The following is a 22,978-nucleotide window of genomic DNA, read 5'->3' on the forward strand; positions in this document are numbered from 1 at the left end:
CCGATGGCCGTGCAAGCGCTCGATGCCGCAAGGGCTCCAATCGACTGGCTGAGCTTCGCCCGGAAATTAGCTTTGCCGGCCGTGGCGATCGTCGTCGTCTACGGCCTGGTCCCGGCCTTTGCGTCGAGCTATCTGGTCGAGGCGATCCTGCTGCCGTTCCTTGCGCTCAGCCTGGCGGCAGTCGGCCTCAACCTCTTGACCGGCTATTGCGGCCAGCTTTCGCTTGGCTCCTCCGCTTTCATGGCGGTAGGCGCCTTCGCCGCATACAATTTCAACCTGCGGGTGGAAGGACTGCCGCTGGCGGCGACCATGATCCTGGCCGGAATTTCGGCCGCCGGCATCGGCGTCATCTTCGGATTGCCGAGCCTGCGCCTTCGCGGCTTCTATCTCGCTGTCTCGACGCTCGCCGCTCAGTTTTTCGTGCAGTGGGCGCTGACCAAGTTCGGCTGGTTCTCCAACGACAATCCGTCCGGGGTGATTTCTGCACCGCACCTTGCCGCTGCCGGGTTTTCGCTCGACGGCGCCACCGGCCGCTACCTGCTGTCGGTCACCACCGTCATCGTGCTGACGGCGTTGGTCTGGCGCCTGGTCAACAGCGCTACCGGCCGCAATTTCATCGCGGTGCGCGACAACGAAACCGCCGCGCGCGTCATCGGCGTGCCGGTGCTGCGGACCAAGCTGCTGGCGTTCGCCATTTCGTCCTTCATCATCGGCGTCGCCGGCGTGCTGTGGGCCTTCACCTATCTGCGCACGGTCGAGCCGGCCGGCTTCAATCTAGACCGCTCGTTTCAGATCCTGTTCATTATCATCATCGGCGGGCTGGCTTCGATACGCGGTGCGTTTCTGGGCGCCGCATTCATCGTCGTCTTCCCGCTCGTTCTGTCTCGGCTCGGCGCCTTCGTGTTCGGCGGCCTGTTCGATTCTGGTGTGCTCGACATGAGCCAGCGCATCGTGCTTGGCGCGCTCATCATCATTTTCCTCATCGCGGAACCGAACGGGCTGTCGGCCCTCTTCGACCGCCTGAAACGACGGATCGGCTCAAGGTCCAGCTGAGCGCCGCTCGACATTCTCTCACGGACCCAAAACCTCAGGAGACGCAACTCATGACCTTCTTCAGTCACCTCAAGAAAGCGGTGATCGCCACCGCTTTCGTGCTCGGCGCGACAGCCGTCCATGCCGACGAACAATATTTCCCGCTGCAGAGCTACCGCGTCGGCCCCTATGCCGCGGGCGGCACCGGCTTCTTCGGCGGCTTCATCGACTATCTCAACCTGATCAACATCCGCGACGGCGGCGTCAATGGCGTCAAGCTGACCTGGAGCGAGGGCGAAACCCAGTATGAGGTCGAGAAGGGCGTCGAGGTCTACGAACGGTTGAAGAGCAATCCCGGCATCGCCGCCTGGAACCCGCTCTCGGTCGGCATCGCCTATGCCATGATCGACCGCATCACCGATGACAAGGTGCCGCTGATCACCATCAATCACGGCCGCACCGACACCACCGACGGCCGGGTATTCCCTTACGTCTTCCCGCTGCTGCTCAACCCCTACAGCGAAACGTCGGGCATCGTGAACTACATCGCCTCCAAGGAAGGCGGCCTCGATAAGCTCAAGGGCAAGAAGATCGTCGTGCTCTATCACGGCTCGCCCTACGGCAAGGAGACGATCCCTATCTATGAGCTGCTGTCGCAGAAATACGGCTTCGAGCTGTCGCAGATTGAAGTTCCCCATCCGGGCAACGAGCAGCAGGCGCAGTGGCTGACGATCCGTCGCGATCGTCCCGACTATGTCGTGCTGCGCGGCTGGGGCGTGATGAACCCGGTTGCGCTCAAGACCGCGCAGAAGACCGGCTTCCCGGCCGATCATATCGTCGGCAATGTTTGGTCCAACTCCGAAGAGGACGTCATCCCCGCCGGCGACGCCGCCAAGGGCTACACCGCCATCACCACCCAGGCGTCTGGCGCCGACTATCCGGTCGTCAAGGAGATCGTCAAGACGGTCTACGACGCCGGCAAGGGCAATCTCGAGGACAAGAGCCGCATCGGCTCGGTCTACCACAATCTCGGCATCGTCAACGGCATCCTCAATGTCGAAGCCATCCGCATCGCCCAGGCCAAGTTCGGCAATCGCACGCTGACCGGCGACGAGGTTCGCTGGGGCTTCGAACATCTCAAGCTCGACCCGGCGCGCGTCGAGGCACTCGGTGCCAAGGACCTGTTCCACTCGATCAACGTCTCCTGGGACAATCACGAGGGTGATGGCTACGTGACCTTCCAGCGGTGGGACGGCAAGAAGTGGAACGTCGTGTCCGACTGGATCGCGCCGGACTGGAAGCTGCTGCGCCCGATCATCGAGAAGTCGTCCGAGGCCTATGCCAAGGAAAAGGGCCTCAAGATCCGCACGGCCGAAGACGCCGATGCGGTGGTCAGCAACTGAGTTTGAAGAGCTCACGGCCGGCCCGCGGGCCGGCCGTGCCATCCATCTTCGCAGCGGAGTTATCGATGTCCAGCCCGGAAAATCCGATCCTGTCGATCAGCCGCGTCGAGGCCGTCTACAAAGGCGCCATCGCCGCCCTGCATGGCGTCGACCTCTCGGTCGGCAAGGGCGAGATCGTGGCGTTGCTCGGCTCCAACGGCGCCGGCAAGACGACGCTGTTGCGCGCCGCATCCAATCTTCTGCCGGCAGAGCGCGGCTCCGTCACTGCCGGCCGGATCATTTTCGATGGCGAGGATGTTTCTAGGGCAAGTCCCTCGCACCTCGTCCGCAAGGGCCTGGTCCAGGTTCTCGAGGGCCGGCACTGCTTTCGCTCGCTGACGGTCGAGGAGAACCTTCTGACCGGGGCGCTCGGGCGTTCATCCTCGCGCATTGGCGTGAAGGCCGACCTTGAGCGTGTCTACGCGCTGTTTCCGAGGCTTCTCGAGAAACGGCGCACGCGGTCCGGCCTCACCTCCGGCGGCGAGCAGCAGATGACGGCGATCGGTCGCGGACTGATGTCGCGGCCGAAACTCTTCGTGCTCGACGAGCCCTCGATGGGGCTCGCGCCGCTGATCGTCGACGAGATCTTCAGCGCCTTGAAGCGGCTCAATCGGGACGAAGATCTTTCGATCCTTGTCGCCGAGCAGAATTCGGCGGTGGCGCTGAAATATGCTGATCGTGCCACCGTCCTCGAAAACGGCAAAAGCGTGCTGGAAGGGTCGGCTGCCGACCTGCGCCAGCGCGACGACATCAAGACCTATTATCTCGGCGGCGCGCCGCTTCCATCGCAACACTTCCCCCAGGAGACTGCAGCATGACCATCCAATCCAAGCAGCCGTCCGACGCGCGCGTCGCCGTGCCTCCAGTGGAGCGCCCGTCGGCCAAGGCGCATATCATCAAGACCGATGCCGAGGCGATCGCCATCGCCGAAAAACTTGCCATTGAATTCGCCAGGGAAGCGTCGAAGCGGGACCGCGAGCGCATCTGGCCGAAGGAAGAGCTCGATGCGTTTTCGCAGAGCGGCTTGTGGTCGATCAATGTGCCGAAGGCCTATGGGGGGCCGGAGGTGTCCTATGTGACGCTGTCGAAGGTGATCACCATCATCTCGACGGCTGATCCCTCGCTTGGCCAGATTCCGCAGAACCATCTCGGCGTGGTCGCCGCCATCCGCACGGTTTCGGACGAGGCGCAGAAAAAGCTGCTCTTCGCCGAGGCACTGTCCGGCACGCGCTTTGGCAACGCGTTTTCCGAGTTCGGCTCCAAGCGTGCCGCCGACTTCGAGACCAAGTTCGTCGATGCCGGTGACCATGTCGTGGTCAACGGCCAGAAATTCTATTCAAGCGGCGCCCTGCTCGCCCATCTGGTGCCGATTGTGGCGCTCGATGACGAGGGGCGCGCCTGGTATGCCATCGCCGATCGCGGCGCGCCCGGACTGACCGTCATCGATGACTGGTCGAGCTTCGGCCAGAAGACGACGCTCTCCGGCACGGTCCTGCTCGACAATGTGAAGGTGGCGAAGACGCATCTCGTCCCCGGCTACAAGGGGTACGACAAACCGACAGCCGACGGACCCATCTTCCAGATCATCCAGGCGGCGGTCGATCTCGGCATCGCCAAGGCGGCGATCGACGAGACGGTCAGCTTCGTGCGTACCAGGTCGCGCGCGTGGATCGACAGCGGCGTCGATCATGCCTGGCAGGATCCCTATACGATCCAGGCGATCGGCGACCTTCGCCTGCGCGCCAATGCGGCCGAGGCTATTCTGGAAAAGGCCGGCCTTGCGGTCGACCGCGCCGTGGCCGATCCTAACGCGAAGACGGTCGCGGAAGCGCAGATCGCGGTCGCCGAATCCAAGATCCTCACCACCGAGATCGCCATAAACGCCACCAACAAACTGTTCGAACTTGCCGGCACGCGATCCACGCTGGCCGAGCACAATCTCGACCGCCACTGGCGCAATGCCCGCACCCACACGCTGCACGATCCGGTGCGCTGGAAATACGCGATCCTGGGGAACTATTACCTGAACGAGGTGAACCCGCCGCTCCACGCCTGGAGCTGAGCGGGAACGCCGTAAAGTCACAAAGGACTATTCATGAGCGCTGCCACCCCCTCCAGGATTAAGGTCCTGTGGTTTCTCCCGACGCATGGCGACAGCCGCTATCTCGGCACCTCCGAGGGCGGCAGGGCGGTCGATCTGCCCTATCTCACCCAGGTCGCCAAGGCCGCCGACGCCATCGGCTATTATGGCGCGTTGCTGCCGACCGGGCGCAGTTGCGAAGACAGCTGGGTGGTGGCGTCGGCGCTGGCGCCGCTGACGCAGCGGTTGCGCTTCCTCGTCGCCGTGCGGCCGGGTCTGCAATCGCCGACGCTCGCCGCGCGCATGACCTCGACACTCGACCGCATCTCCGGCGGGCGCCTACTGATCAACGTGGTCACGGGCGGCGATCCGGTCGAGAACAAGGGCGATGGCATATTCCTCAGCCATGACGAGCGTTATGAGGTGACGCGGGAATTTCTCGACATCTACAAGGCCGTGCTCAGCGGCGAAACCGTAGCCTTCGAAGGCAAGCATTTCCACATCGAAGATGGCAGGTTGCTGTTCCCGCCGGTGCAGACGCCGCACCCGCCGCTCTATTTCGGCGGCTCGTCGGACGCGGCCAATGCGGTCGCCGCCGAGCAGATCGACAAATACCTCACCTGGGGCGAGCCGCCGGCGGACGTCGCCGCCAAGGTCGAGCATGTGCGCGGCCTTGCCGAAAAGGCCGGCCGCGAAGTGAGCTTTGGCATCCGATTGCATGTCATCGTTCGCGAGACCAATGACGAGGCCTGGGCCGATGCCGATCGGCTGATCAGCCGCCTCGACGACAAGACGATCGCCGAGGCACAGAAGGTTTTCGCCCGCATGGATTCGGTTGGCCAGTCGCGCATGAGCCGGTTGCATGGCGGCAGCCGCGACAAGCTCGAAATCAGCCCGAACCTTTGGGCCGGCGTTGGCCTCGTGCGCGGCGGCGCCGGCACCGCCTTGGTCGGTGACGCGGCGACCGTGGCAGAACGGATCGACGAATACCGAAGGATTGGCATCGATACCTTCATCCTGTCCGGCTATCCGCATCTGGAGGAAGCCTATCGCTTCGGCGAACTGGTGCTGCCGCTGCTGCCGCTCGATCACGAAATCTCGACCCGGCCGACGACGGTGAACATGGGACCGTTCGGCGAAACGGTGGCCGGAGATCATCGACCATCGGCGCTGCGCGCGAGCCAGTCTTGAGCGCTTCCCGCAGGGCTGGGAAACTGACGGTCGCCATCATTGGCGGCGGCTTTTCCGGCGCCGCAACCGCGTTTCACCTGGCGCGGCTGCTGCCCGCCGATGCAGCCGATATCGTGGTCGTCGAACCGCGCGAGGCGCTCGGCTATGGTCTGGCCTATTCGACGGCCGATCCCTCGCACCGCATCAACGTGCGGGCGTCCAGGATGACGCTGATCTCAGGTGAGGAGGGCCATTTTTCCGACTGGCTGGAGCAGACCGGCGCTATTCTGGACGATACGCAGGCCATCGCCGCCAGCGGCGCGATTTACCCGCAGCGTCGGGTCTTCGGCCGCTATGTCGAATCCCACCTGCAGCCCTTCCTGCAAAGCAAGGCGATCCGCCATGTCAGGGCCGAAGTTGCTTGGGTCGAGCGCAGTGGCGAGGGCTACCGGCTTGTCCTGTCCGATGGCGCAACGCTTTCCGCCGATGCTGTGGTGATCGCGGCGACGCATCCATTGCCGGCCCTCCCGGCGCCGCTGCGCAGCGTGGCCTCAGTCGCCGGATTGGTGGCCAATCCCTACGACCTCGAACGGCTGCAGGCGATCGGCCGCGACGACCGTGTTCTCATTGTTGGCACCGGTCTGACCTCGGCCGACGTCATTGCAGCCCTCGACCGTAGAGGTCATCGCGGCCGCATCACGGCACTGTCGCGCCATGGCTATCGCTCGCATGTGCAGGCCGCCATGCAGGGCGACCCGATAGGCGACTTCACCAGCCTGCCTTTACGCAGCGCCACGGTGCTGCTCAGGCGCATCCGGGCCACGATCGCGGCAGCGACGCGACAGGGCGAAGACTGGTATCCGGTCCTCGACGCTGTCCGGCGTCAGGGGCAGTTGATCTGGCAGGCCTTGCCGCTCGCCGAGCAGCGCCGCGTGGTGCGCCATCTTCGCGCGCTCTGGGACGTGCATCGTTTCCGCATCGCGCCACAGGTAGCAGTCGTGCTGGATCGCCGCCTTGACGAGGGGACGCTCGCTTATCGCGCCGGATCGATTGTCGAGGCCGAAGAGGCCGACGGACGTATCCGCGTCACGCAGCGGTCAAGGCGCCGACACGACCTCATCGTCGAGACGTTCGACAGCGTGATCGTGACGACCGGGCCGGCGCATGCCGACATTCTTCGCACCAACACGGCGATTGCCGCCCTTGGACATCTGGGCCTGGTCCGTCTTGACCCAACCGGCCTTGGTCTCGACACCGACAGGCACGGCCGCGCGGTCGGTAAGTCAGGTCACCCGGCCGACACTATTTTCATCAGCGGACCGCTGGCGCGCGGCAGCGTCGGCGAGCTGATGGGCATCCCTGAAGTCACCGCCCATGCCGAGAGCATCGCCACCGAAATTCACCAATGGTTGGGATACCAGACGGCGTTGCGTCGCAGGGCGTCGTGAAGCTGCAAACACGATGAGGCTATCCAGATGACACTAACCGAACGCATTCTCCCGGATGAAACCCGGATCCCCCTGAAATTTGCGATGCGACGCCTGGCCGGAGCCGTGTCCGTGGTCACCGCAGGCATCGGCGACGAGCGGACGGGCGCAACAATTACCACAGCCCATTCCTTGTCGGTCGAACCGGAGGTGATGGTCGTCAGCATCAACCTGAGCTCGTCGACATGGGCAGCCATCAGCCGGCATCGGCACTTCTGCGTGAATGTGCTGCGCGCCGACCAGATCGCGATTGCCGACCGTTTTGCTGGTCGAGGCGGCCTCAAGGGGCAGGCTCGCTACGAGGGTGCACGCTGGTCCACCCTTGCAAGCGGCGCATTGGCGCTCGAAGGTGCGCTTGCCGCGGTCGATTGCACCGTCGAGGATACCATAGTTCGCCACAGCCATGCGCTAATCCTCGGCAGCGTCCGGCATGTGGTGAGCGGAGAGCCCGGTCCGGCACTGATCTATCATCACGGCGCCTATGGATCGTCGTGAGCGGGTTGGTACGTGTCGTTTTCTGACAGCCATGAAATTCTTGGTCTCATTCAAGGCGGCGAAAGGAACGAAATACGAATTCTCCATAGCCCTTCGCCGAGACGCGCCGCACACACCCAAAATGCGAAAACGCGACCGAGATGGCGCGGGAGCACTAACGCGATTGTTTGGATGTGAACCAATACGGGCTTTGCGCGTTGTTGTTGAACTTGCGGAAGCCCTTTTCCAGCAAGAGGCTTGAGAGGAACAATTCTTCCGTGGCGCGTAGCGGCCAGGCACTGCCGTTGGGCAGCCGATTGCGATTGCTACGGCAACGAAGAAGTCATGCCCGCGCGCATGCGGTGCTTGCCGTTGAAGGCCACGACCGATCTGCCACTGGCGCCCGGCGCCGTCGGTCGCTGCGGTCCAGAGTTGCCGACCAGTAAGGACAAGGCAAAATCTGGTGTTCTCGCGAACAATGGCGACAAGGCGCGGGTCGCAGGACATCACGCCGAAGCCGAAGAAACGCTAGATTCGCGCCGGCAGCCCTAACTAGCGCTGGCGAGACTGGCATGTCCCGCAGCGGCTTCTTGCGCTTCGGCGGCACATAGGCATCGCTCCGATCTTCTGCTCGAGTGGCTTAAACTAGGGTTTGCAGTCGCCGTGTTTCTACGTTGTGGTTTCGGCGACATCTGTCGTTCGCAACATCAGTAAGTAAACCAGCTAAACGAAATCAATGAGAAAGATCAGGAAATTGCCCGGTCATTCAATCAGGAATCGTTCGCGTTGTCCTTTGCAGAAGGCCAGCGGACACGCCTAGGGCTAGCGAAGGTCGTGCGCCTGTAGGGCGCTGTGGGGCGGCATTGTAGGCATTCAAGCATGAGCGGAACCAAATTTGCAGCCGCAAATTAATGTCCAATGAATGAACTCCCAAACCGGAAAAAACTCGTGCCTGACCCTCAACCTCGGCGGGGCTCCAACAAAGGTGTGTTGCTAGCGGCTGCAGCGCTGCTGTTTGCCTTTCTCGCTCTTATTCTGTTTGGGTTTTTTCAGTAAGTGCGCGCGGCGCCGGCTTCCCAGAGAGGGCAGAGCACCTGCCGACGTGATCTTCGATCCGCTCGCGTCCTTGCGGCGGGGCGACTATCCAAGCCGGCTCGGTTCGTCGCTCCTGACGGGTTCGGCGGTCCCACCACAGCAGGATGATCATTCGGCAATTCTTGGCAGCGCCGGTATTCAACTCACGCCCAAAGCGATTGAACTGAAGCTGGCCGTCGATGTCGTGACTGACGCAGCATGAGCCGAACAGGCGAGGCAAGCGCAAGCCTTGGGGCCCAACCTCAGACAGACGAAGCACGCTCGTGCAGTCTGGAGACAGCGCAACGAGTTATTCATTCGGGCGCCTTCGCATCACCAGCGGAACGAAAGAGTTAATTGGCGGTTTACTAGGGAAGGATTGCAGGACGGAAAACATTGAGGATTTCTGCCATGACAATGTTGTTCGAACCACTCGACTCTGAAGGTTACAAGCGCAGCGTGGTCTACCATGCCGCACGCTTGTCCATGCTCCACAATCGAATGCTGAAGCGTTTCGACAAGGTCGATAAAGCGGCTGAAAAGGTTGAAGCCGAGGTGGAGCTGTTTGATGAAGCTGTTCGCACTCTTTACGAATGAGCGGCATGTTGAACGCCGACGTTCCTGCTAGCGCGTATACTGGCGCGGGTCACCGTTGCCCACCAGGGATGTCGCGCCGCGGATTTGGGCTTGATAAGCATGATCTAATGTATACGATTCACCCAGCCGGCCTGGCTCCCCCGCCATCGGGCCGGTCAGGCCCGACGGTTCAACGCACCACCCCAAACGACTGTCGGGCCGCCAGGACGCTCACTGCGCAGCCGGGTTCATGCTTTGCCTTTTTTTCTCGAAAAGCGCGAGCTTGGTCATATAACCAATTCTGATTTTTGCATGGCATTGGGTGCAGTTGAAGTTGGATATCACCTTCAACCACGATCCCTTTTTTATGATGACATGAGAACAGTTTGGACATTCCAGTTCCAGGTACTCGTCCCCCATATCGTTTGAAATCGGCACTACGCGACACTCCCCAACAGTTGCCCGTGAAACTTGCGCTTCGAGATCGGCCGGCACCTCCGTGCTCAAACCCCGAACGTGGGTCCTTGGCAGATGTTCCGCAATCCGACCTCTGGCGACCGGGATCGGACCTAAGTCCAAATCGCCGCCAACAGGCCGAGAAGTGGAACCCCGGCGGATGCTTTTTGAACGCTGAATTTCCGTCCTCGCCGGTCGTAGTCCGCCGTCCTCATGGCCAAAGCGCCAATGTTGCCCTTTGTGAGACTGACCTCGTCCGGCCTACCAGGTCGCCAGGGCGCAACTCCGGTAATAATGCGGCGGAGCGAATGTCAGCGCGAAGCTGTGCGCAGGGACGCCAACTCGCTGACAGCAGCAAGGATGACAGCATCGGTTGCCGGCTTCGGCAGGAATCTGCAGTCGCGGAAAGCCGCGGGAACGTCGGCGGGGCCAAATCCCGACAAGAAGGCAAAGGGGATGCCTCGCGCCTGCAATATCCTCGCCACCGGCAGACCCGTTTCACCGTTCAGCTGGATGTCTAGCAACGCCACGTCAATCTTGTCCGATTCGACAAGACGCAGAGCGGCGGATACCGACGGCACAGGTCCGACCACCTGATAACCGGCGCGACGCAGCCGCGCGGCAGTGTCCTGCGCGACTAGCCATTGATCCTCAACAATCAGAACACTCACGCTTTCGCTCACGGCCCCTCTCTGCGATTGACCGGAAATGAGATGTCGATCCGAGACCTTCGGACAGTTGTTTCGACATGTCCGCAAACCTATAGGTAACCTCTCCATGCAGCAAGGTGAGGCTGATGCTGGAGCGGAGGCGCTTCCACCGACCACTTGCTGAATTACTGGAGCCGAAGATTAGCGCGTCAATGGAGCTGCGGTCCGCCTCCGCTCCATCAGAGTTGGATAGGCGTTTACCCTCTCCACGATCCGCAAAATCTAAAAGCCTCCGTACCACGCCATTGGCTCTTCAAAGCATCAGCAGCACCTCTCTCTCTCTCTCTCTCTCTCTCTCTCTCTCCATCTTGGGCGACCTGAGATTGCGATCGGTCAATGAGCGTCAGAAGTGCGATGCACCGAGTTTGTGCCTGCAGTTTTTCGAAGGAAAGGCTTGAGAATTCATGATTTCGGAGCAGGTTTGGCTGGCGCATGAGCGCCGCAGATCTATACTGGGGAGATCAAGCGATGGGGTCGGCCATGAGCAAAGAGTTCAGTGTAGCTGATGCCTATGGCGCCGGCCGCGCCATCTTCATGGGACTTGAACTTCTGGTTTCGCCCGGTGCGCTCGTCCCCAGACCTGAGACCGAGTTGCTCGGCAAGACCGCGCTTGGTGTGTTGCATCAGATGAACCTGCCGGCTCCGCGCATAGTTGATATGTGCTGCGGCACTGGGAATCTGGCGTGCGCGATCGCCTACCATGTGCCCAGCGCCCTTGTCTGGGCAAGCGATCTCACCGATGAATGCGTCGAAACGGCACGCCGCAACACCTCACATCACGGCATGGCTGAGCGTCTTTCGGTGCTTCAGGGCGACTTGTTCGACTCTCTCATCGGCCTTGGGTTAGACGGAACTATCGACGTAATCGTCTGCAATCCGCCTTACATTTCTGAAAAGCGGCTCGAGGGCGACCGCGCCCATCTGATCGAGCTTGAGCCGCGCGAGGCGTTCGCAGCCGGCCCTTACGGCCTGAGCATTCATATGCGCGTACTGAAAGACGCACCGCGATACCTGCGGCGTGGCGGCATCCTGCTCTTCGAGGTCGGGCTTGGCCAAGACCGACAGGTAGCGGGTCTGCTGGAACGCAGCAAGGCATTCGAGAACATCCGTTCGGTCTCGAACGAAGCGGGCGAGGGCCGGGTGGTTCTGGGGCAAGTCAAGACGCAGGCATGAATCCTGCGACAGTCAGACCAAATACGGGGCTGCTCTGGGCGTTACGCTCACCCATCAGTTCATTTTGCGGATGATGTATTGCTCGATCCCCTGGATGGAATCGAGGTTTTCAGGCAGAAGTTCGCTGTCCTCGACGGTAATGCCAAAGGTCTCCTCGATGAAGCCGATAATCTCAAGCACACCCGTCGAGTCGACAATGCCTTGATCGAGCAAGGATGCGTCATCCAGCAATGCCTTGACGTCGCTGACGTAGAAATTTGAAACCAAGAAACTACGAATCTGCTCGCTGTAGATTCCGGTGCGTTCCTTGATGGTCAACATGAATTCGTCCTCCGTGGCGTCACCATTAATCAGCGACTTGGTTCTGGCCCCGCATCATGACAGCGCCGTTTTCTTGAGTTTTCCCGTGTCCGTCATCGGCAGGTTCGCCACAACGACGATGGATTTCGGGACCATGAAGTTTTCCAGACGCTTCTGGCACTCCTTCTGCAGTTCCCTTTCGCCAATGGCTCTTCCATGCTCCATCACCACAAAGGCTTTCACCGCTTGCCCGAGGAGCTCGTCGGGAACACCGATGACAGCCGCTTCTCGGACTCCTGGAATGTCCATGAGTACGTTTTCCACTTCCCTTGGCGCCACCTTCTCGCCTCGCGACTTTATGATCTCATCCCCACGGCCAACGAAGTAGAGGTAACCCTCCGTATCCATCCGGCAGTAGTCGCCGGTGTATAGGACCTGCTCGCCGGGCAGCGGGCCGGGTTTGAGCTTCCTGGCCGTTGCCTCGGGCTTGCCCCAATACCCCTTCATCACCGTTGCGCCGCGAATGACGAGTTGGCCGACAACGCCTGGGCCTATCCGCCTGTCATGCTCGTCAACGATCCACATCTCCGTATTCGGGATTGCGATCCCTACGCTCAATGGCTTTCGCTCGAGGTCCTCTGGCGGCAAATAGGTGCAACGTTTGCATTCGGTGAGACCGTACATCGAATAGATGCGTGCACCCGAAAACAGCTCGCGAAGCATGAAAATATGCTTGAGGGGTAGGGCTGCCGCAGTGTTTGTGACGTAGCGGATGCTCGAGAAATCCTGGTCTTTGAGGGACCTGAGTTCGGAGAGCGCGGCAAAGATTGTGGGCACGCCGGGAAAGCCAGTAACCCCCTCCTGCCTGATCAACCCCAGGACCTGAGCCGGGAAAGCGAACGAGCGTTCCAGCACCAGCCGGGCGCCGGTACGAAAAGCCATGATCATCTGGTACAGTCCATAATCGAAGGCGAGGGGTAGGACATTGAGGATCACCTCGTCCTCGGCAATCGCGAGGTAGGAAGCGATAGACGCGCACGCGGTCATCATGTTTCTGTGCGTCAGCATCACGCCCTTGGGTTCGCCCGTCGACCCGGACGTGTAGATGATGGCTGCCAGATCAACATCGATGCACTGCCGTGCCGGCGGCGTATCCGCGCCATTGGCGAGGGCGGCGTCCCAGCGCACGGCAAACGGCAGCTGGGCGAGTTCGACGTCGTCGATCGGTCCCGATACGATCACTCGCAGAAGTGACGGGCAGCCGCGCGCCGGCTCGCGGAAGATCGCGTGCAGATGGCCGTCCGTGATGAGCGCCGTCGGCCGGCAGTCGTTGAGCAGATAATCGAGCTTGTCGCTCTTGGTGAGCGGGTTGACGATGCACACCACCGCATTCGCCTTTAGCACCGCCCAGAAGCTAACCACCGTCTCGACGGTGTTGTCGGCGAAGATCATCACGCGATCACCGCGAACGACTCCGGATGCGGCCAGGTCCCGGGCGATCGCGTTGGCTCGCGTTTCGAGTTCGAGGTAGGTGACACGCTGCCTGTTGCACACCAGCGCCACCTTACTTCCGTGTCGGACGGCTGAATGGGCGAGGTAGTCATGCAGCAATGGTACGGCATCATGCAACATGCAGGCGCTCTTCCCGATGTTCGCAGTCGACGTCGACGCTGAGTGTGCATTCGAGCGTTGCACTGGGACAACCCGCGACGAACTGCTGATGAAGAAGTTGGGTCGACAACACGCCGACCAGCGCCATGTTGTCGGCATTGGACAGGTCGCCATCGCCAGTTCTGGCCTGGCATTTGGCAAGCAGGTGCGTGACCGCCTTTGGATCGAAGACATTCGCCTCGCGCAGGGCCGCCTGCGAAACCGCCTCGCGTGCGTAATCCGGAGCGTCTGCGCCGACGAAGCAAAGCGCGTTGGGCGCACGGAAGGGCTGCTTCTTGCGGGCTATGATCTCGGAGGGCAGGATGGGTGCCGCCATGCGCTTCAGCACGTGCTTCTCGTCGAGGCCGCGGAGTTTGAAGGAGGGTGGCAGCGAATTCGCGAGCCTCACAAGTTCATCGTCCAGGAACGGGAAGCGCCCCTCGACGGAGTGAGCCATCAGCATCCTGTCGCCTTGCGAGGAGAGCAGATAGCCCGACATCAGTGTTTGCACCTCGAGATACTGGTCCTGCGCAAGAGGGCTCCAACGGGCAAACTGCGCGGGCAGACGGGCGAGCAACTCGGACACGGCGTCGCGGCCCTGCGTTCGAGCCCGCATATCGGCCGTAAACAAGCGCTTGATGGCACTGGTGGTTCGCCAGCGTGTTTCATGGGCAAAGCCCGGCGCGTCGTAAGCGTGAATATTTCGCCCGAAGAACTGACGCGCCATCGCCTGCTGTTGCACCGGCGAGCGGGTGAGATAGGGGTAAAGGCGTTCCAGGAGCCGAGAGCGTCGTGTCGAAGTCGGGTGGCGCCCCCAGAAGCGGCGGACCTTGCCTTCGCGGAACAGGTCGTAGCCGGCGAACATTTCGTCAGCGCCTTCGCCGGTCAGCACGACCTTGATGCCACGCTCGCGCACCAGGTGCGAGAGCAGGAAGAGTGGCGCCGGGGCAGTCCTCAGGATCGGGCGTTCGGTGTGTTGGATTACCTCCGGAAAGATTCCGGCTATATCTCTGCGCGAAACGACCACTTCATGGTGCTCACTGCCGATCGTCTCGGCAACCATTCGCTGGAAGCGGGTCTCGTCATATTCGGCGTCGGCAAAACGCAAGGAGAAGGTTTGGAAGCGATCGCCCGCGAAGCGCCTTGCGAGCGCGGCCACAAGCGAACTGTCCAGCCCTCCGGAGAGGTAGCACCCGACAGGCACGTCGGCGCGCACCATTCTGAGCGCCGTCGCGGACTCAAGAGCGCTAGACACGCGGTCCACCGCGTCGTTGGAGGACCCGGGGAACTCGCCCTGCCGCGATCCGAAATCGTCGGGATAGGAAGGCTGCCAAAAAATCCGCTCACGAACGGTGCCATCCTGATAGATGCGGACACGACCCGGCTCGAGTTCGTTGATTCCGTGGAAAACTCCTTGCGGCGGAACGACCGTCCAGAGCGTGAACGTCTGATCGATGCCGGCGGGATCAAAGGCGCGAGGGATGGTTCGATCGGCCGCGAAAATGGCTTTCACTTCGCTGGCGAAATAAAGCCGGTGCGCATGCTCGCTGAAATACAGCGGGCAAATGCCGAAGCGGTCGCGCGACAATACGAGACGATTGGCCACTGAATCCCAGATTGCAATTGCCCATTGGCCGTTCATCCGCTCGAAGGCCGCTTCTCCCCACTCACGATAGGCGTGCAGCGCGACCTCCGTGTCGCTGCGGGTTCGGAAGCGGTGGCCGAGCGCCGTGAGTTTTTCACGCAATTCGACGTAGTTGAAGATCTCGCCGTTGAACACGATCCACGTCGTATCGCCTGTATCCGCCATCGGCTGCTGGCCACTGGAGAGATCGACGATGGACAGGCGCACATGCGCCAGCCCCGCGCGTCTGTCCCGGTAGAGACCGCGCCCGTCGGGCCCGCGATGCGCCAGCGCGCCCATCATCTGCATCAGCGCCTGCCGCGAAGGAGAAGCCGCTGTGGCATTCAGCGCCACGATTCCAGCGATGCCGCACATGCTCGGTCAATCTCCGCCTTCGGCGGACAGCAAAGGCCGCGCGTGGAGATAGTGGGCCGCCCTTCGTTTCGCTTCGATGTCCTTGAACACTTTCTGAAGCTGGGGCTCGGTGAGGCCAGCAACCGCCGCGAGCTCATTGCTGGCGACCCCGTGGTTCAGGCCGTAGAGGCATAGATCCATCAGGTGATAGGGCAGCGCGAAATAGAATTCTTCCTGGCTTTGGGCCATGGAAAAAGTGTCGGTGGTCGGTGGCCGCCGCCGGATTTCATCATCCACCTCGAGATATTCCGCGAGTTGATAAACCTGGGTTTTGTAAAGGTGAACGATCGGCATCACGTCGGCGGCTCCGTCGCCCTGCTTGACAAAAAAGCCCTGGTCGTACTCGAGGCGATTTGGAGTGCCGACAACCGCGTATTTGAGGCGGTCGGCGTGATAGTATTCCGTCATTTTGCGCAGGCGCTGCTTGTAGTTTGTCGCAGCAACGATCTGCAGATAGGCAGCTGGCGGCAGACGCACGGTATCTACTTTACCCTGCGGATCCTGGACCGTGAGGCGGGTTATATTGAGCCCGCTGCTCTCCAGAACCGACGCGATCACCAGCTTGCATTTCCACCCTTCCCCATAGTCGGGAACGACGGTCTGGATCGCATCGATCTGCCGGCGGTAGGCGCCGATGGCCTCCAGTGCCGGTGCTATGTCCTCAAGGACGCTTTCAATGCCAAGCTGTGCCGCGACGCGGCGGCCAAGTCTCAGGGAGTCGCCGGAAGAATCCCGCTCCGGCATGAACAGTCCCAGGACCTTGTCTTTCCCGAACGCGCGCATGCACAAGGTCGCGACGACGGAGCTGTCGATACCGCCGGAAAGACCGACAACCACGCCGCGACGATGCAGGGTGCCGAGAACCTGAGTGCGCAAGGTGTCAACGATGCGATCGACCTCCGCGCCGGCATCGAGCGCCAGCATGTCCTTGCTGAATTCCGGAATTATGTCGATGACAAGTCCTCCCTTTTGCGAGATTCGGCGGGGGAATAGGTCTGCACGATGGCCGTCTCGATAAGCGGACGGTTGGTGGCAAGGTTTGGTTCGACGACAAGGTCGATGTGGCTGCCCTTGATCGAAATGACGTCCAGGTGTGCCAAGACGCTGTCCCAGCCCAAGGCCCGCGGCATTCCCTCCCTGCGACATCGGAACAAGGTACCGGAGAGGGGCAGAGCCGGTTTCGGTGCCTCAAGCCACTGGAAGAATGACTTCGCCCTTAAAACCTCCTGCAGTTCCAGTTTGGTCCTGAAGATCGTCGGGTTGAACTCTCCATTGGCAAATCTGTCTAGAATCCTGGCCAGACGCGCTTCGCCGCCCACGGCGACGGTGATCTTCGCAAGGGCTCTGCAAGCCATCCGGTGCGCGGATATGCGGTTGGTGCGAATACGATAGAACGTACGGGTAAGTGTCTCCCAGTGGTTGCTCGGCTCGTGCAGGAGGCTCGTGTCGAGGATGCCCAGGAACCGCACCGTTCGCCCGGCCTTCATGAGCCGTGCGGCAACCTCGAATGCAACCGCGCCACCCAGAGAATGGCCGAGAAGTCGCACGGGGCCCGCAGGTTGGATGCGGCTTATCTGCTCGAGTGCGGCGCCAGCCATGGCGCTTAGGCTGTTGTGTCCGTCCAGTATCGCCGCAAGGCTCGGATATCGGATCGGGTTTACACGGGCGACTTTCGCCATGGCGGCTGCGAACGCAGCCAGGCTCGGACCATAGCCAACGGACCCTGGAAACAGGAAAAGAACCGGGGGGTGGTGCTTCTTTTCGCGCCCTTCGCCCAACCGTGCAGAGACGACCGCCTCAACCATCTCGTCCAAGCTCATGCCCACGGTGAATGCCTCGAGGCCTAGCTCTTGCCCGATGGCGTTTTCGATCGCCATGACGCAGTGCAGCAGCTGCAGCGAATCTCCTCCAGCATCATCCCAGTTTCCCGTGGCAGTGCCTGTGTTGAGAACCTGCGTCCACGCGTGCTGCACTATTTGACGCGTGTCCTTTGCTCCTCCGGCGGGCCGAGCATCGAGAGTGGACGACCGGGCGGCTCGCGCCCTCCTTCCGTGCGAACGATCTATCTCGGCCAGTGTTGCCAAATCGACCTTACCTCCCGACAGGCGTGGGATTGCGTCAACGGTGTGCAATCGCAAGGGACGCAATGGTGCCGGCAAGGTCATTCTGAGGAGCTGGCGAAGGTCGTCTGCAAAAGCGCCGCCTGCGAAGCGCTGGGGAACCGCGAAGGCGATGAGTTCCTGCGCGGCCGTTACCATCACCACGGCATCCGCCACCGAAGGCGCGCAACGCAAGACCCGTTCGAGTTCGGCGGGCTCGATGCGTCGACCATTGATCTTGATCTGGCGCCCTTTGCGGCCGACGATCCTCAAGATGCCATCATCGTCGAGCCGAACGAGGTCCCCGGTGGAAAAAAGCCGAGCCTCGGGATCGTCTGGGTCCGGCTGCGCGGGAACGACCACACCGTTCTCCCAATGACCGAGCAGGACATAGCGGCTTTTGATCAGAAGCTCTCCACTTTCGCCTGGCCCTACATTGCGCTCCGCTTCGTCGACGATAGCGAATGCCATACCAGGGAGCAGCCTGCCGACGGGAACCGACGCGTCTTGCTCGGGCCAGTCAGGCGGCAAGAACCATTGCGAACCGATGGTTTCAGTCGATGAGTAGCCGATCTGGATCAGGCACTGGTCCGAAACGGCTTTGCGCAGCAAAGCGATGTCCGTCCATGACACTTTCTCCCCACCGATCCGGGCCACTCTGAGCGGCCAGGAAGCGTCGGCGGGCGCCTCAGCCAGGAGGGCTCGAAGCAGTGCCGGCACAAGATAGGCGATCGTCACACCTTCGGACTGCAATCGAGCGCGCGTAGCGCGCAGGCCGACAGCCTCCACCTCGAGAAGATGCAAAGTGGCGCCCGTCAGCAGCGCCGCAAAGATCTCCCGGCAACCGGCGATCGTGGCTGGCCCGGTCAGCGGCAGGAAAACGTCATCCGCGCTGATATGGCACGCATCGACATATTGCCGGACCCGCCATAGCAGGCTTCGTTGGCTGTTGACGATTCCCTTGGGGCGCCCGGTGCTACCTGAAGTGTAAAGCACCAATGCAGGCGCATCGACCGAAACGATAGGGTGCTTATGCTGCTGTTCCGGGTGTTGATCGTTGGGCGCCACGGCGGCGGCAATATCGATCCAGACGATCTCCTGGGCCAATTCGACCGGGCGAACATTTTCGGCGCCTATAATTGCGCCGAGCCGCGCGGCACTGACTATATCGAAAATGCGAGAGGCGGGATCTCTTGTGTTGAGCGGAACCGAAGGCCGTCCCGCCGTCATGGTCGCCAAGATCGCCACAGGATACCAAGCGGAGTTTGCTTGCAGGATGCCGATGGCCTGCCCTTCGGGGACGACGGCACCGATATGAGTTGCCAGCGTCTCGACCGCCCGGAAAAGCTCAGAAAAAGTCAGGCGGTTGGCGCCGTCGCTGATTGCGAGCTTGTCAGGATACCGCCTGGCGACATCTCCAAGGTGATCGAAGATTGGAATGTCCGCAAATTTGGCACCCATCTGTCGGTAACGGCGCCAGACTGGCCCCCCTTGGTCAAGCTCATATTCGGGAACGACTGACCACCTTCGGGTGGGTCGCAGATCCACCTGTAGGTTTTGATTTGCCACTTCCGAATGCAAACACACTGAGGACATTCAGGGCCCCGCCAAGCTGACGGTCGAACATCGCTCGCCGCGGAGATCTTTTCATCAATCATTCGGATGATGCCTCGATCTTGCCTAGCCAGCGCTTCCCGAGCGTCCTTCAGATGTTTTGCCATTTGTGTCCAGCACCGGTCGTTTTTCCTTGCAAGCTCCGTGGAGCGCAAGACGGCTTGCCCAGGCGAACGGATGCGATCGGTATCTCCGCTAGAATCCGGGCTCGGTGCCCAGATTCACTGATTGGAACAATCATTCAAATGAACGTTGGTGTGATCTGAAATCCGGCTAAGCTTGATCGGTACGGGAATGACTGCTCGTTCGGAGACGAGAGCATATGATCATCGAGTTGTTTGGGCCGCCTGGCGCGGGTAAAACCACGCTGCTTCGCGGCCTCTGCCACGGGCTGGCGAGACACGGCATCAATGTGAAGACAGTAAATGGGTATCGCCTGATTGAACCTGGATCGGCTCAGGATGACGCTCCGGAAATCCGCCACGGCATAGGGCGAATTGGCAAGAAGATTGCCACATCCGGTCCTATCTTGCTGTCGACCTTGCCAAAGGACAGTGTCGCGGCCCGGCTTCTGGCATCGATCCCTCTTCGAAGCCGCGTGTGGTCATGGCGCATGAAGGTCGACATCGCCCAACTGTGCCAGTCCTGGCGCCAAGCGCGGGAGTCGCCCGGTTGCTTCATCTTCGAAGAGGGCATGATTCAGGCTTTGTGTGCGCTGGGTGTGCTGGCTAGAACTCCAAGCCTGGAGGCGGTCCGCAAGTGCCTGGCGTTCCTGCCGCGGCCGGATCTCGTTGTGCAACTCGACGCGCCGCAGGAAACGCTACGCCGCCGTCTTGTGGATAGGCATGCGCAGCAACCGCTCCTCGAGGTTATGCTGTTCGAACTTGGCGTGGACAAAGGATTAAGGCAGGCCGAAATCTCAAGAGAGGTCGGCGAGTGCCTGCGCCAGGACCGATGGCCGTTGATACAAGTCAATGGTGCTGAACCTCACGACGTGGACGGGGTCGTCGCGCGCGTTCTGGGCGAGCATGTTGGTCATGCTGTCTAGGCTGGCCCATAACCTATGATCCATGACACATTTTATGCATTTGGCGCCAAGCCGGGCAGCATCTGCCGCCAAGCGCGCAATCATGTCGAATCGTGCTGATCGAGCACTTCGAGCATGGTCGTCAACATGCTTCCGACTTCCTCAGAAATTTCCTCGGGGCGGATTCCCGCTCTGATGGCATCCGCCGTTGCTTGGTCCGCAAGTTTCGCCGCAAGAGCCGGATCGGCCTTGGTGTAGAGCGGGATCTTATCCTCTATCCATTTCTGCAGGAATTCGATGCCGCGCGCGCTCATACCAACTACAAGCTCGGCGGGGCTTGTTGGTTCCGTCAGCCATATTCAAGAACGTCAGACCATCTTGCTCAGGCTGACGTTCCCGCGGTCACGTCACGATGAACGAGGACGCCGTCAGAGCCAAGTGTGGCGATAGAGTGGCAAATTGGATCTGATGTGCGCCGCCGGAGCCGTCGCTGTCAAAGGAAAGCGCGCCGGTCGTGCTGTTATAGACGATGTGATCGCCGCTGTCGTGCGCGGCCCTGCCGGCGTAGAACGCCGAAGAGGGGAGGGCGCCGGTATGCAGGCCGGCAAACACAGTGTGGTCGAGTTGGATCTTGTCGTGGCCCACTTTGAAATCGGTGACCTTGTCGATATTGCCGACCTTGAGAGCCGAATCGAAGACAAAGACGTCGTTGCCGCCATGTCCCGTCAGAACGTCTCTCCCGCCACCGCCGTTGATAGTGTTGCTCCCGGAATTGCCATCAATGGTTTGGGCGAATTCGTTTCCCGTGAGCTTGATGGCGGCAGTTCCCAATTTGCTGGTGGTCGCAAGATGCTCGACCTGCGAACCGGCCGACAGCGCGTAGCTGACCGATGCCAGCACGCTATCGTTGCCGCTGTGCCGCAGTTCCACCACCTTGTCGCCGGCGTTGTTGACATAGTAGGTGTCGTTGTAGCCGCGGCCCATCATCGTGTCCGCGCCAGCGGTGCCGCGAAGCACATCCGCGCTACCCGTGCCGTAGAAAATGTGATCGCCGGTGCTGGTCGGAGGGACACTTGTGGGCGGAGGCACTGTGCTGGTAGGCGGCGGCGTCGGTTCGCTGGCCGAAGGACCGCTTGCGGTGCTCTGGTTGTGTTGAAGGAACAGAGCCTGCAGCGTCGGCGAGCTCTCAAGCGCCGTGTCGCCCTGTTGAGAACCCCAAGCATAGGCATAGTCGAAGGCGGGCGAAGGCGCTACCTTGGCCCAGTGGTCCAACATAGTCTTTTCCTGAGCAACGCTGGGCAGGACATAGCGACCGCCCGTGTCGGTCGTCCAGTCGCCGCCGCCGAAGGTCTGATACACGGGAACGACCTGACTGAGCGGGATGCCCGAGGCGACGGCCGCCGCCACAGTCCTGTCGATCATGTTGTAGTCAATCGTGCTTGTTCCGGTCCGTACCGGGTAGGGATCCAAGCCGTAATAGTCGATATGCGTGTTGGCAGGATTGAATGTGTTTGAAAAGTCGGGGTTAGCGGAAGACCCCATGTTCATCATGGTTATGAAGGTCTTGGCGCCGGGCAGGTGGCTGTGGATCCAGTCTGACTCCGCCTTCAGATCAGCGGCGGTGGCATAAGTTCCCCATTTGCCGGTCGGGTCCGGCTCATCGACGAGGAAGAAGCCAAACACTTTCGGGTTGCCGATGAAGGGCGTGACCTTCTGGATAAAGGAGGAGGTTGCACCATCGGCTTCATTGAGCCACACTAGGCCTTTCTGGCCGGCCGGCAAGGCGTTGAGCTGGTCCAAGGAAGATACATCAACAAGATTGAATCCGGCTTTCGCGACCTCGGAGGCCGACCCGCCCGAGGCGTAATGGAGTGTTGTCATTGACATACCCTTCGTCCGATTCGGTAGGCGCCCCACACCTGCCTAGGGAAAGGATCCATTAGCGACAAATCAAATACCGGCGCCCCTTGATAGAATCTTTGATCAGCGTCCGAAAAACACAACAGCCTCGATGCTACGCTTGCCTCAGAGGTATGTAGATGATCCAAGTATGGGGTGCTCAAGCCTGCAACGAAAGCATTGCAGCGAAGTCTGCCGGAGCGCCTTGTGCGTTTGCAGTGGCGGCAATCGGCCAATGAACGTTCGGTTGAGCCACCGCCAAATGCGCGCTTCCGCAGGATTTCTTCGAGCTCAGACCGCAAAGGGATCGCGTCCTGACGAAGCCCTCCCATTGCAGCCGCTCAATGCCTCGTGAAAAGCCTCGGCGCCAAAATGAGCAAGGCAGTACTCCAAAAGGTCATGCGAGACGCGCGCCGCTGGCAATTGCGGAGAGGCACTGAACTGGATCCCACCGGGTTCAACGGAAAGGCGGGCGTGCCGGTCCGAATGACGGCGAGCATGGCAACGCGGTCGCCCATCCGCGGGAAGAGGCGGCTGGTGGTCCGACCATATCCAGAGACCGGGTGAAAGCCTGTTCCAGACGAAGCGGTCGGGAGAACTGGCGGTGCGAGTCATCACACCATCTGGGGTGCGATGTTGATCCGGCGTGAGAAGGCGGGCGGAAGTTGCTTTGAACG

Annotated in this window: 20 protein-coding genes; 11 read left to right on the top strand and 9 right to left on the bottom strand. The window is 61.0% G+C overall.

Translation table 11 applies throughout. From position 1 onward, the window contains the following. Positions 1-3: 3 nt before the first annotated feature. The 9 genes from NKI15_RS07385 (at position 4) to NKI15_RS07425 (ending at position 9,356) form a co-directional block, all read left to right on the top strand. Entirely contained in the window at positions 4-1,053 is a 1,050-nt protein-coding gene (locus NKI15_RS07385) for a branched-chain amino acid ABC transporter permease (protein ID WP_352885953.1), read from the top strand. A gap of 50 nt (positions 1,054-1,103) precedes the next feature. Beyond that, positions 1,104-2,435, top strand: coding sequence for an ABC transporter substrate-binding protein (locus tag NKI15_RS07390; RefSeq protein WP_352885955.1), 1,332 nt, complete (start codon positions 1,104-1,106; stop codon positions 2,433-2,435). Between the two features lie 65 nt (positions 2,436-2,500). After that, a complete protein-coding gene (locus tag NKI15_RS07395; RefSeq protein ID WP_352885957.1) occupies positions 2,501-3,292 on the top strand; it encodes an ABC transporter ATP-binding protein in 792 nt (263 codons plus the stop codon). Beyond that, a complete protein-coding gene (locus NKI15_RS07400) occupies positions 3,289-4,536 on the top strand; it encodes an SfnB family sulfur acquisition oxidoreductase (protein ID WP_023746466.1) in 1,248 nt (415 codons plus the stop codon). Before NKI15_RS07395 ends, NKI15_RS07400 begins: the two co-directional genes overlap by 4 nt. A gap of 33 nt (positions 4,537-4,569) precedes the next feature. Next, entirely contained in the window at positions 4,570-5,745 is a 1,176-nt protein-coding gene (ssuD, locus tag NKI15_RS07405) for an FMNH2-dependent alkanesulfonate monooxygenase (protein WP_023701784.1), read from the top strand. After that, positions 5,742-7,172, top strand: coding sequence for an FAD/NAD(P)-binding protein (locus NKI15_RS07410; RefSeq protein ID WP_352513856.1), 1,431 nt, complete (start codon positions 5,742-5,744; stop codon positions 7,170-7,172). The genes ssuD and NKI15_RS07410 overlap by 4 nt, the downstream gene beginning before the upstream one ends. A 27-nt stretch (positions 7,173-7,199) precedes the next feature. After that, entirely contained in the window at positions 7,200-7,706 is a 507-nt protein-coding gene (locus NKI15_RS07415) for a flavin reductase family protein (RefSeq protein ID WP_352885960.1), read from the top strand. Between the two features lie 1,081 nt (positions 7,707-8,787). Next, positions 8,788-8,982, top strand: a complete 195-nt coding sequence (locus tag NKI15_RS07420; protein ID WP_023697124.1) for a hypothetical protein — start codon at positions 8,788-8,790, stop codon at positions 8,980-8,982. A 188-nt stretch (positions 8,983-9,170) separates the two neighbouring features. Beyond that, positions 9,171-9,356, top strand: coding sequence for a hypothetical protein (locus NKI15_RS07425; RefSeq protein WP_023681021.1), 186 nt, complete (start codon positions 9,171-9,173; stop codon positions 9,354-9,356). Between the two features lie 169 nt (positions 9,357-9,525). Here NKI15_RS07425 and NKI15_RS07430 read toward each other — a convergent pair whose 3' ends face one another. Next, entirely contained in the window at positions 9,526-9,729 is a 204-nt protein-coding gene (locus tag NKI15_RS07430; RefSeq protein WP_155921622.1) for a hypothetical protein, read from the bottom strand. Between the two features lie 373 nt (positions 9,730-10,102). Then, positions 10,103-10,474, bottom strand: a complete 372-nt coding sequence (locus tag NKI15_RS07435; RefSeq protein WP_023670881.1) for a response regulator — start codon at positions 10,472-10,474, stop codon at positions 10,103-10,105. 507 nt (positions 10,475-10,981) lie between these two features. On the opposite strand from NKI15_RS07435, the gene NKI15_RS07440 reads away from it, so the two are divergent. Then, positions 10,982-11,674: a N5-glutamine methyltransferase family protein gene (locus tag NKI15_RS07440; protein WP_023681023.1), complete on the top strand. Its 693-nt coding sequence runs from the start codon at positions 10,982-10,984 to the stop codon at positions 11,672-11,674. A 54-nt stretch (positions 11,675-11,728) separates the two neighbouring features. Here NKI15_RS07440 and NKI15_RS07445 read toward each other — a convergent pair whose 3' ends face one another. The 5 genes from NKI15_RS07445 to NKI15_RS07465 are packed head-to-tail and all read right to left on the bottom strand — an operon-like array spanning position 11,729 to position 19,357. Continuing rightward, positions 11,729-11,995 carry an acyl carrier protein gene (locus tag NKI15_RS07445; protein ID WP_023670883.1) on the bottom strand — a complete coding sequence of 89 codons (267 nt, stop codon included), beginning with the start codon at positions 11,993-11,995 and terminating at the stop codon, positions 11,729-11,731. Between the two features lie 54 nt (positions 11,996-12,049). Next, positions 12,050-13,606, bottom strand: coding sequence for a class I adenylate-forming enzyme family protein (locus NKI15_RS07450; protein ID WP_031243142.1), 1,557 nt, complete (start codon positions 13,604-13,606; stop codon positions 12,050-12,052). Next, on the bottom strand, positions 13,596-15,623 hold the full coding sequence (gene asnB, locus NKI15_RS07455; protein WP_023748024.1) for an asparagine synthase (glutamine-hydrolyzing): 2,028 nt from the start codon (positions 15,621-15,623) through the stop codon (positions 13,596-13,598). The genes NKI15_RS07450 and asnB overlap by 11 nt, the downstream gene beginning before the upstream one ends. Positions 15,624-15,629: 6 nt before the next feature. Next, positions 15,630-16,610 (bottom strand): NAD(+) synthase, encoded by a 981-nt coding sequence (nadE, locus tag NKI15_RS07460; protein ID WP_280805595.1) that lies wholly within the window; start codon positions 16,608-16,610, stop codon positions 15,630-15,632. Then, complete coding sequence (locus tag NKI15_RS07465; protein ID WP_023741164.1) at positions 16,607-19,357, bottom strand: non-ribosomal peptide synthetase; 2,751 nt, start codon at positions 19,355-19,357, stop codon at positions 16,607-16,609. Before NKI15_RS07465 ends, nadE begins: the two co-directional genes overlap by 4 nt. Positions 19,358-19,697: 340 nt before the next feature. On the opposite strand from NKI15_RS07465, the gene NKI15_RS07470 reads away from it, so the two are divergent. Beyond that, positions 19,698-20,423 (top strand): AAA family ATPase, encoded by a 726-nt coding sequence (locus tag NKI15_RS07470; RefSeq protein WP_023741165.1) that lies wholly within the window; start codon positions 19,698-19,700, stop codon positions 20,421-20,423. An 80-nt stretch (positions 20,424-20,503) separates the two neighbouring features. On the opposite strand, the gene NKI15_RS07475 is transcribed toward NKI15_RS07470, so the two are convergent. Both NKI15_RS07475 and NKI15_RS07480 read right to left on the bottom strand, forming a co-directional pair. Then, entirely contained in the window at positions 20,504-20,716 is a 213-nt protein-coding gene (locus NKI15_RS07475) for a DUF768 domain-containing protein (RefSeq protein ID WP_023733260.1), read from the bottom strand. A gap of 88 nt (positions 20,717-20,804) precedes the next feature. Then, the gene (locus NKI15_RS07480; RefSeq protein WP_023701115.1) at positions 20,805-22,283 is read right to left on the bottom strand and encodes a M10 family metallopeptidase C-terminal domain-containing protein; all 1,479 of its coding nucleotides are present in this window, start codon (positions 22,281-22,283) and stop codon (positions 20,805-20,807) included. Positions 22,284-22,978: the final 695 nt, after the last annotated feature.

This window comes from Mesorhizobium sp. M0862, from assembly GCF_040319795.1.
In the GTDB taxonomy this organism is placed as follows: domain Bacteria; phylum Pseudomonadota; class Alphaproteobacteria; order Rhizobiales; family Rhizobiaceae; genus Mesorhizobium.

Excerpts from the sequence above, each read along its gene's own strand:
- NKI15_RS07415 (WP_352885960.1), top strand. The coding sequence starts at position 7,200 with ATGACACTAACCGAACGCATTCTCCCGGATGAAACCCGGATCCCCCTG.
- NKI15_RS07430 (WP_155921622.1), bottom strand. The coding sequence starts at position 9,729 with ATGTCCAAACTGTTCTCATGTCATCATAAAAAAGGGATCGTGGTTGAA.
- NKI15_RS07395 (WP_352885957.1), top strand. The coding sequence starts at position 2,501 with ATGTCCAGCCCGGAAAATCCGATCCTGTCGATCAGCCGCGTCGAGGCC.
- NKI15_RS07470 (WP_023741165.1), top strand. The coding sequence starts at position 19,698 with ATGATCATCGAGTTGTTTGGGCCGCCTGGCGCGGGTAAAACCACGCTG.
- NKI15_RS07440 (WP_023681023.1), top strand. The coding sequence starts at position 10,982 with ATGAGCAAAGAGTTCAGTGTAGCTGATGCCTATGGCGCCGGCCGCGCC.
- NKI15_RS07475 (WP_023733260.1), bottom strand. The coding sequence starts at position 20,716 with ATGAGCGCGCGCGGCATCGAATTCCTGCAGAAATGGATAGAGGATAAG.
- NKI15_RS07445 (WP_023670883.1), bottom strand. The coding sequence starts at position 11,995 with ATGTTGACCATCAAGGAACGCACCGGAATCTACAGCGAGCAGATTCGT.
- NKI15_RS07450 (WP_031243142.1), bottom strand. The coding sequence starts at position 13,606 with ATGTTGCATGATGCCGTACCATTGCTGCATGACTACCTCGCCCATTCA.
- NKI15_RS07400 (WP_023746466.1), top strand. The coding sequence starts at position 3,289 with ATGACCATCCAATCCAAGCAGCCGTCCGACGCGCGCGTCGCCGTGCCT.
- ssuD (WP_023701784.1), top strand. The coding sequence starts at position 4,570 with ATGAGCGCTGCCACCCCCTCCAGGATTAAGGTCCTGTGGTTTCTCCCG.
- NKI15_RS07480 (WP_023701115.1), bottom strand. The coding sequence starts at position 22,283 with ATGACAACACTCCATTACGCCTCGGGCGGGTCGGCCTCCGAGGTCGCG.
- NKI15_RS07465 (WP_023741164.1), bottom strand. The coding sequence starts at position 19,357 with ATGTCCTCAGTGTGTTTGCATTCGGAAGTGGCAAATCAAAACCTACAG.
- NKI15_RS07385 (WP_352885953.1), top strand. The coding sequence starts at position 4 with ATGGCCGTGCAAGCGCTCGATGCCGCAAGGGCTCCAATCGACTGGCTG.
- NKI15_RS07390 (WP_352885955.1), top strand. The coding sequence starts at position 1,104 with ATGACCTTCTTCAGTCACCTCAAGAAAGCGGTGATCGCCACCGCTTTC.
- NKI15_RS07425 (WP_023681021.1), top strand. The coding sequence starts at position 9,171 with ATGACAATGTTGTTCGAACCACTCGACTCTGAAGGTTACAAGCGCAGC.
- asnB (WP_023748024.1), bottom strand. The coding sequence starts at position 15,623 with ATGTGCGGCATCGCTGGAATCGTGGCGCTGAATGCCACAGCGGCTTCT.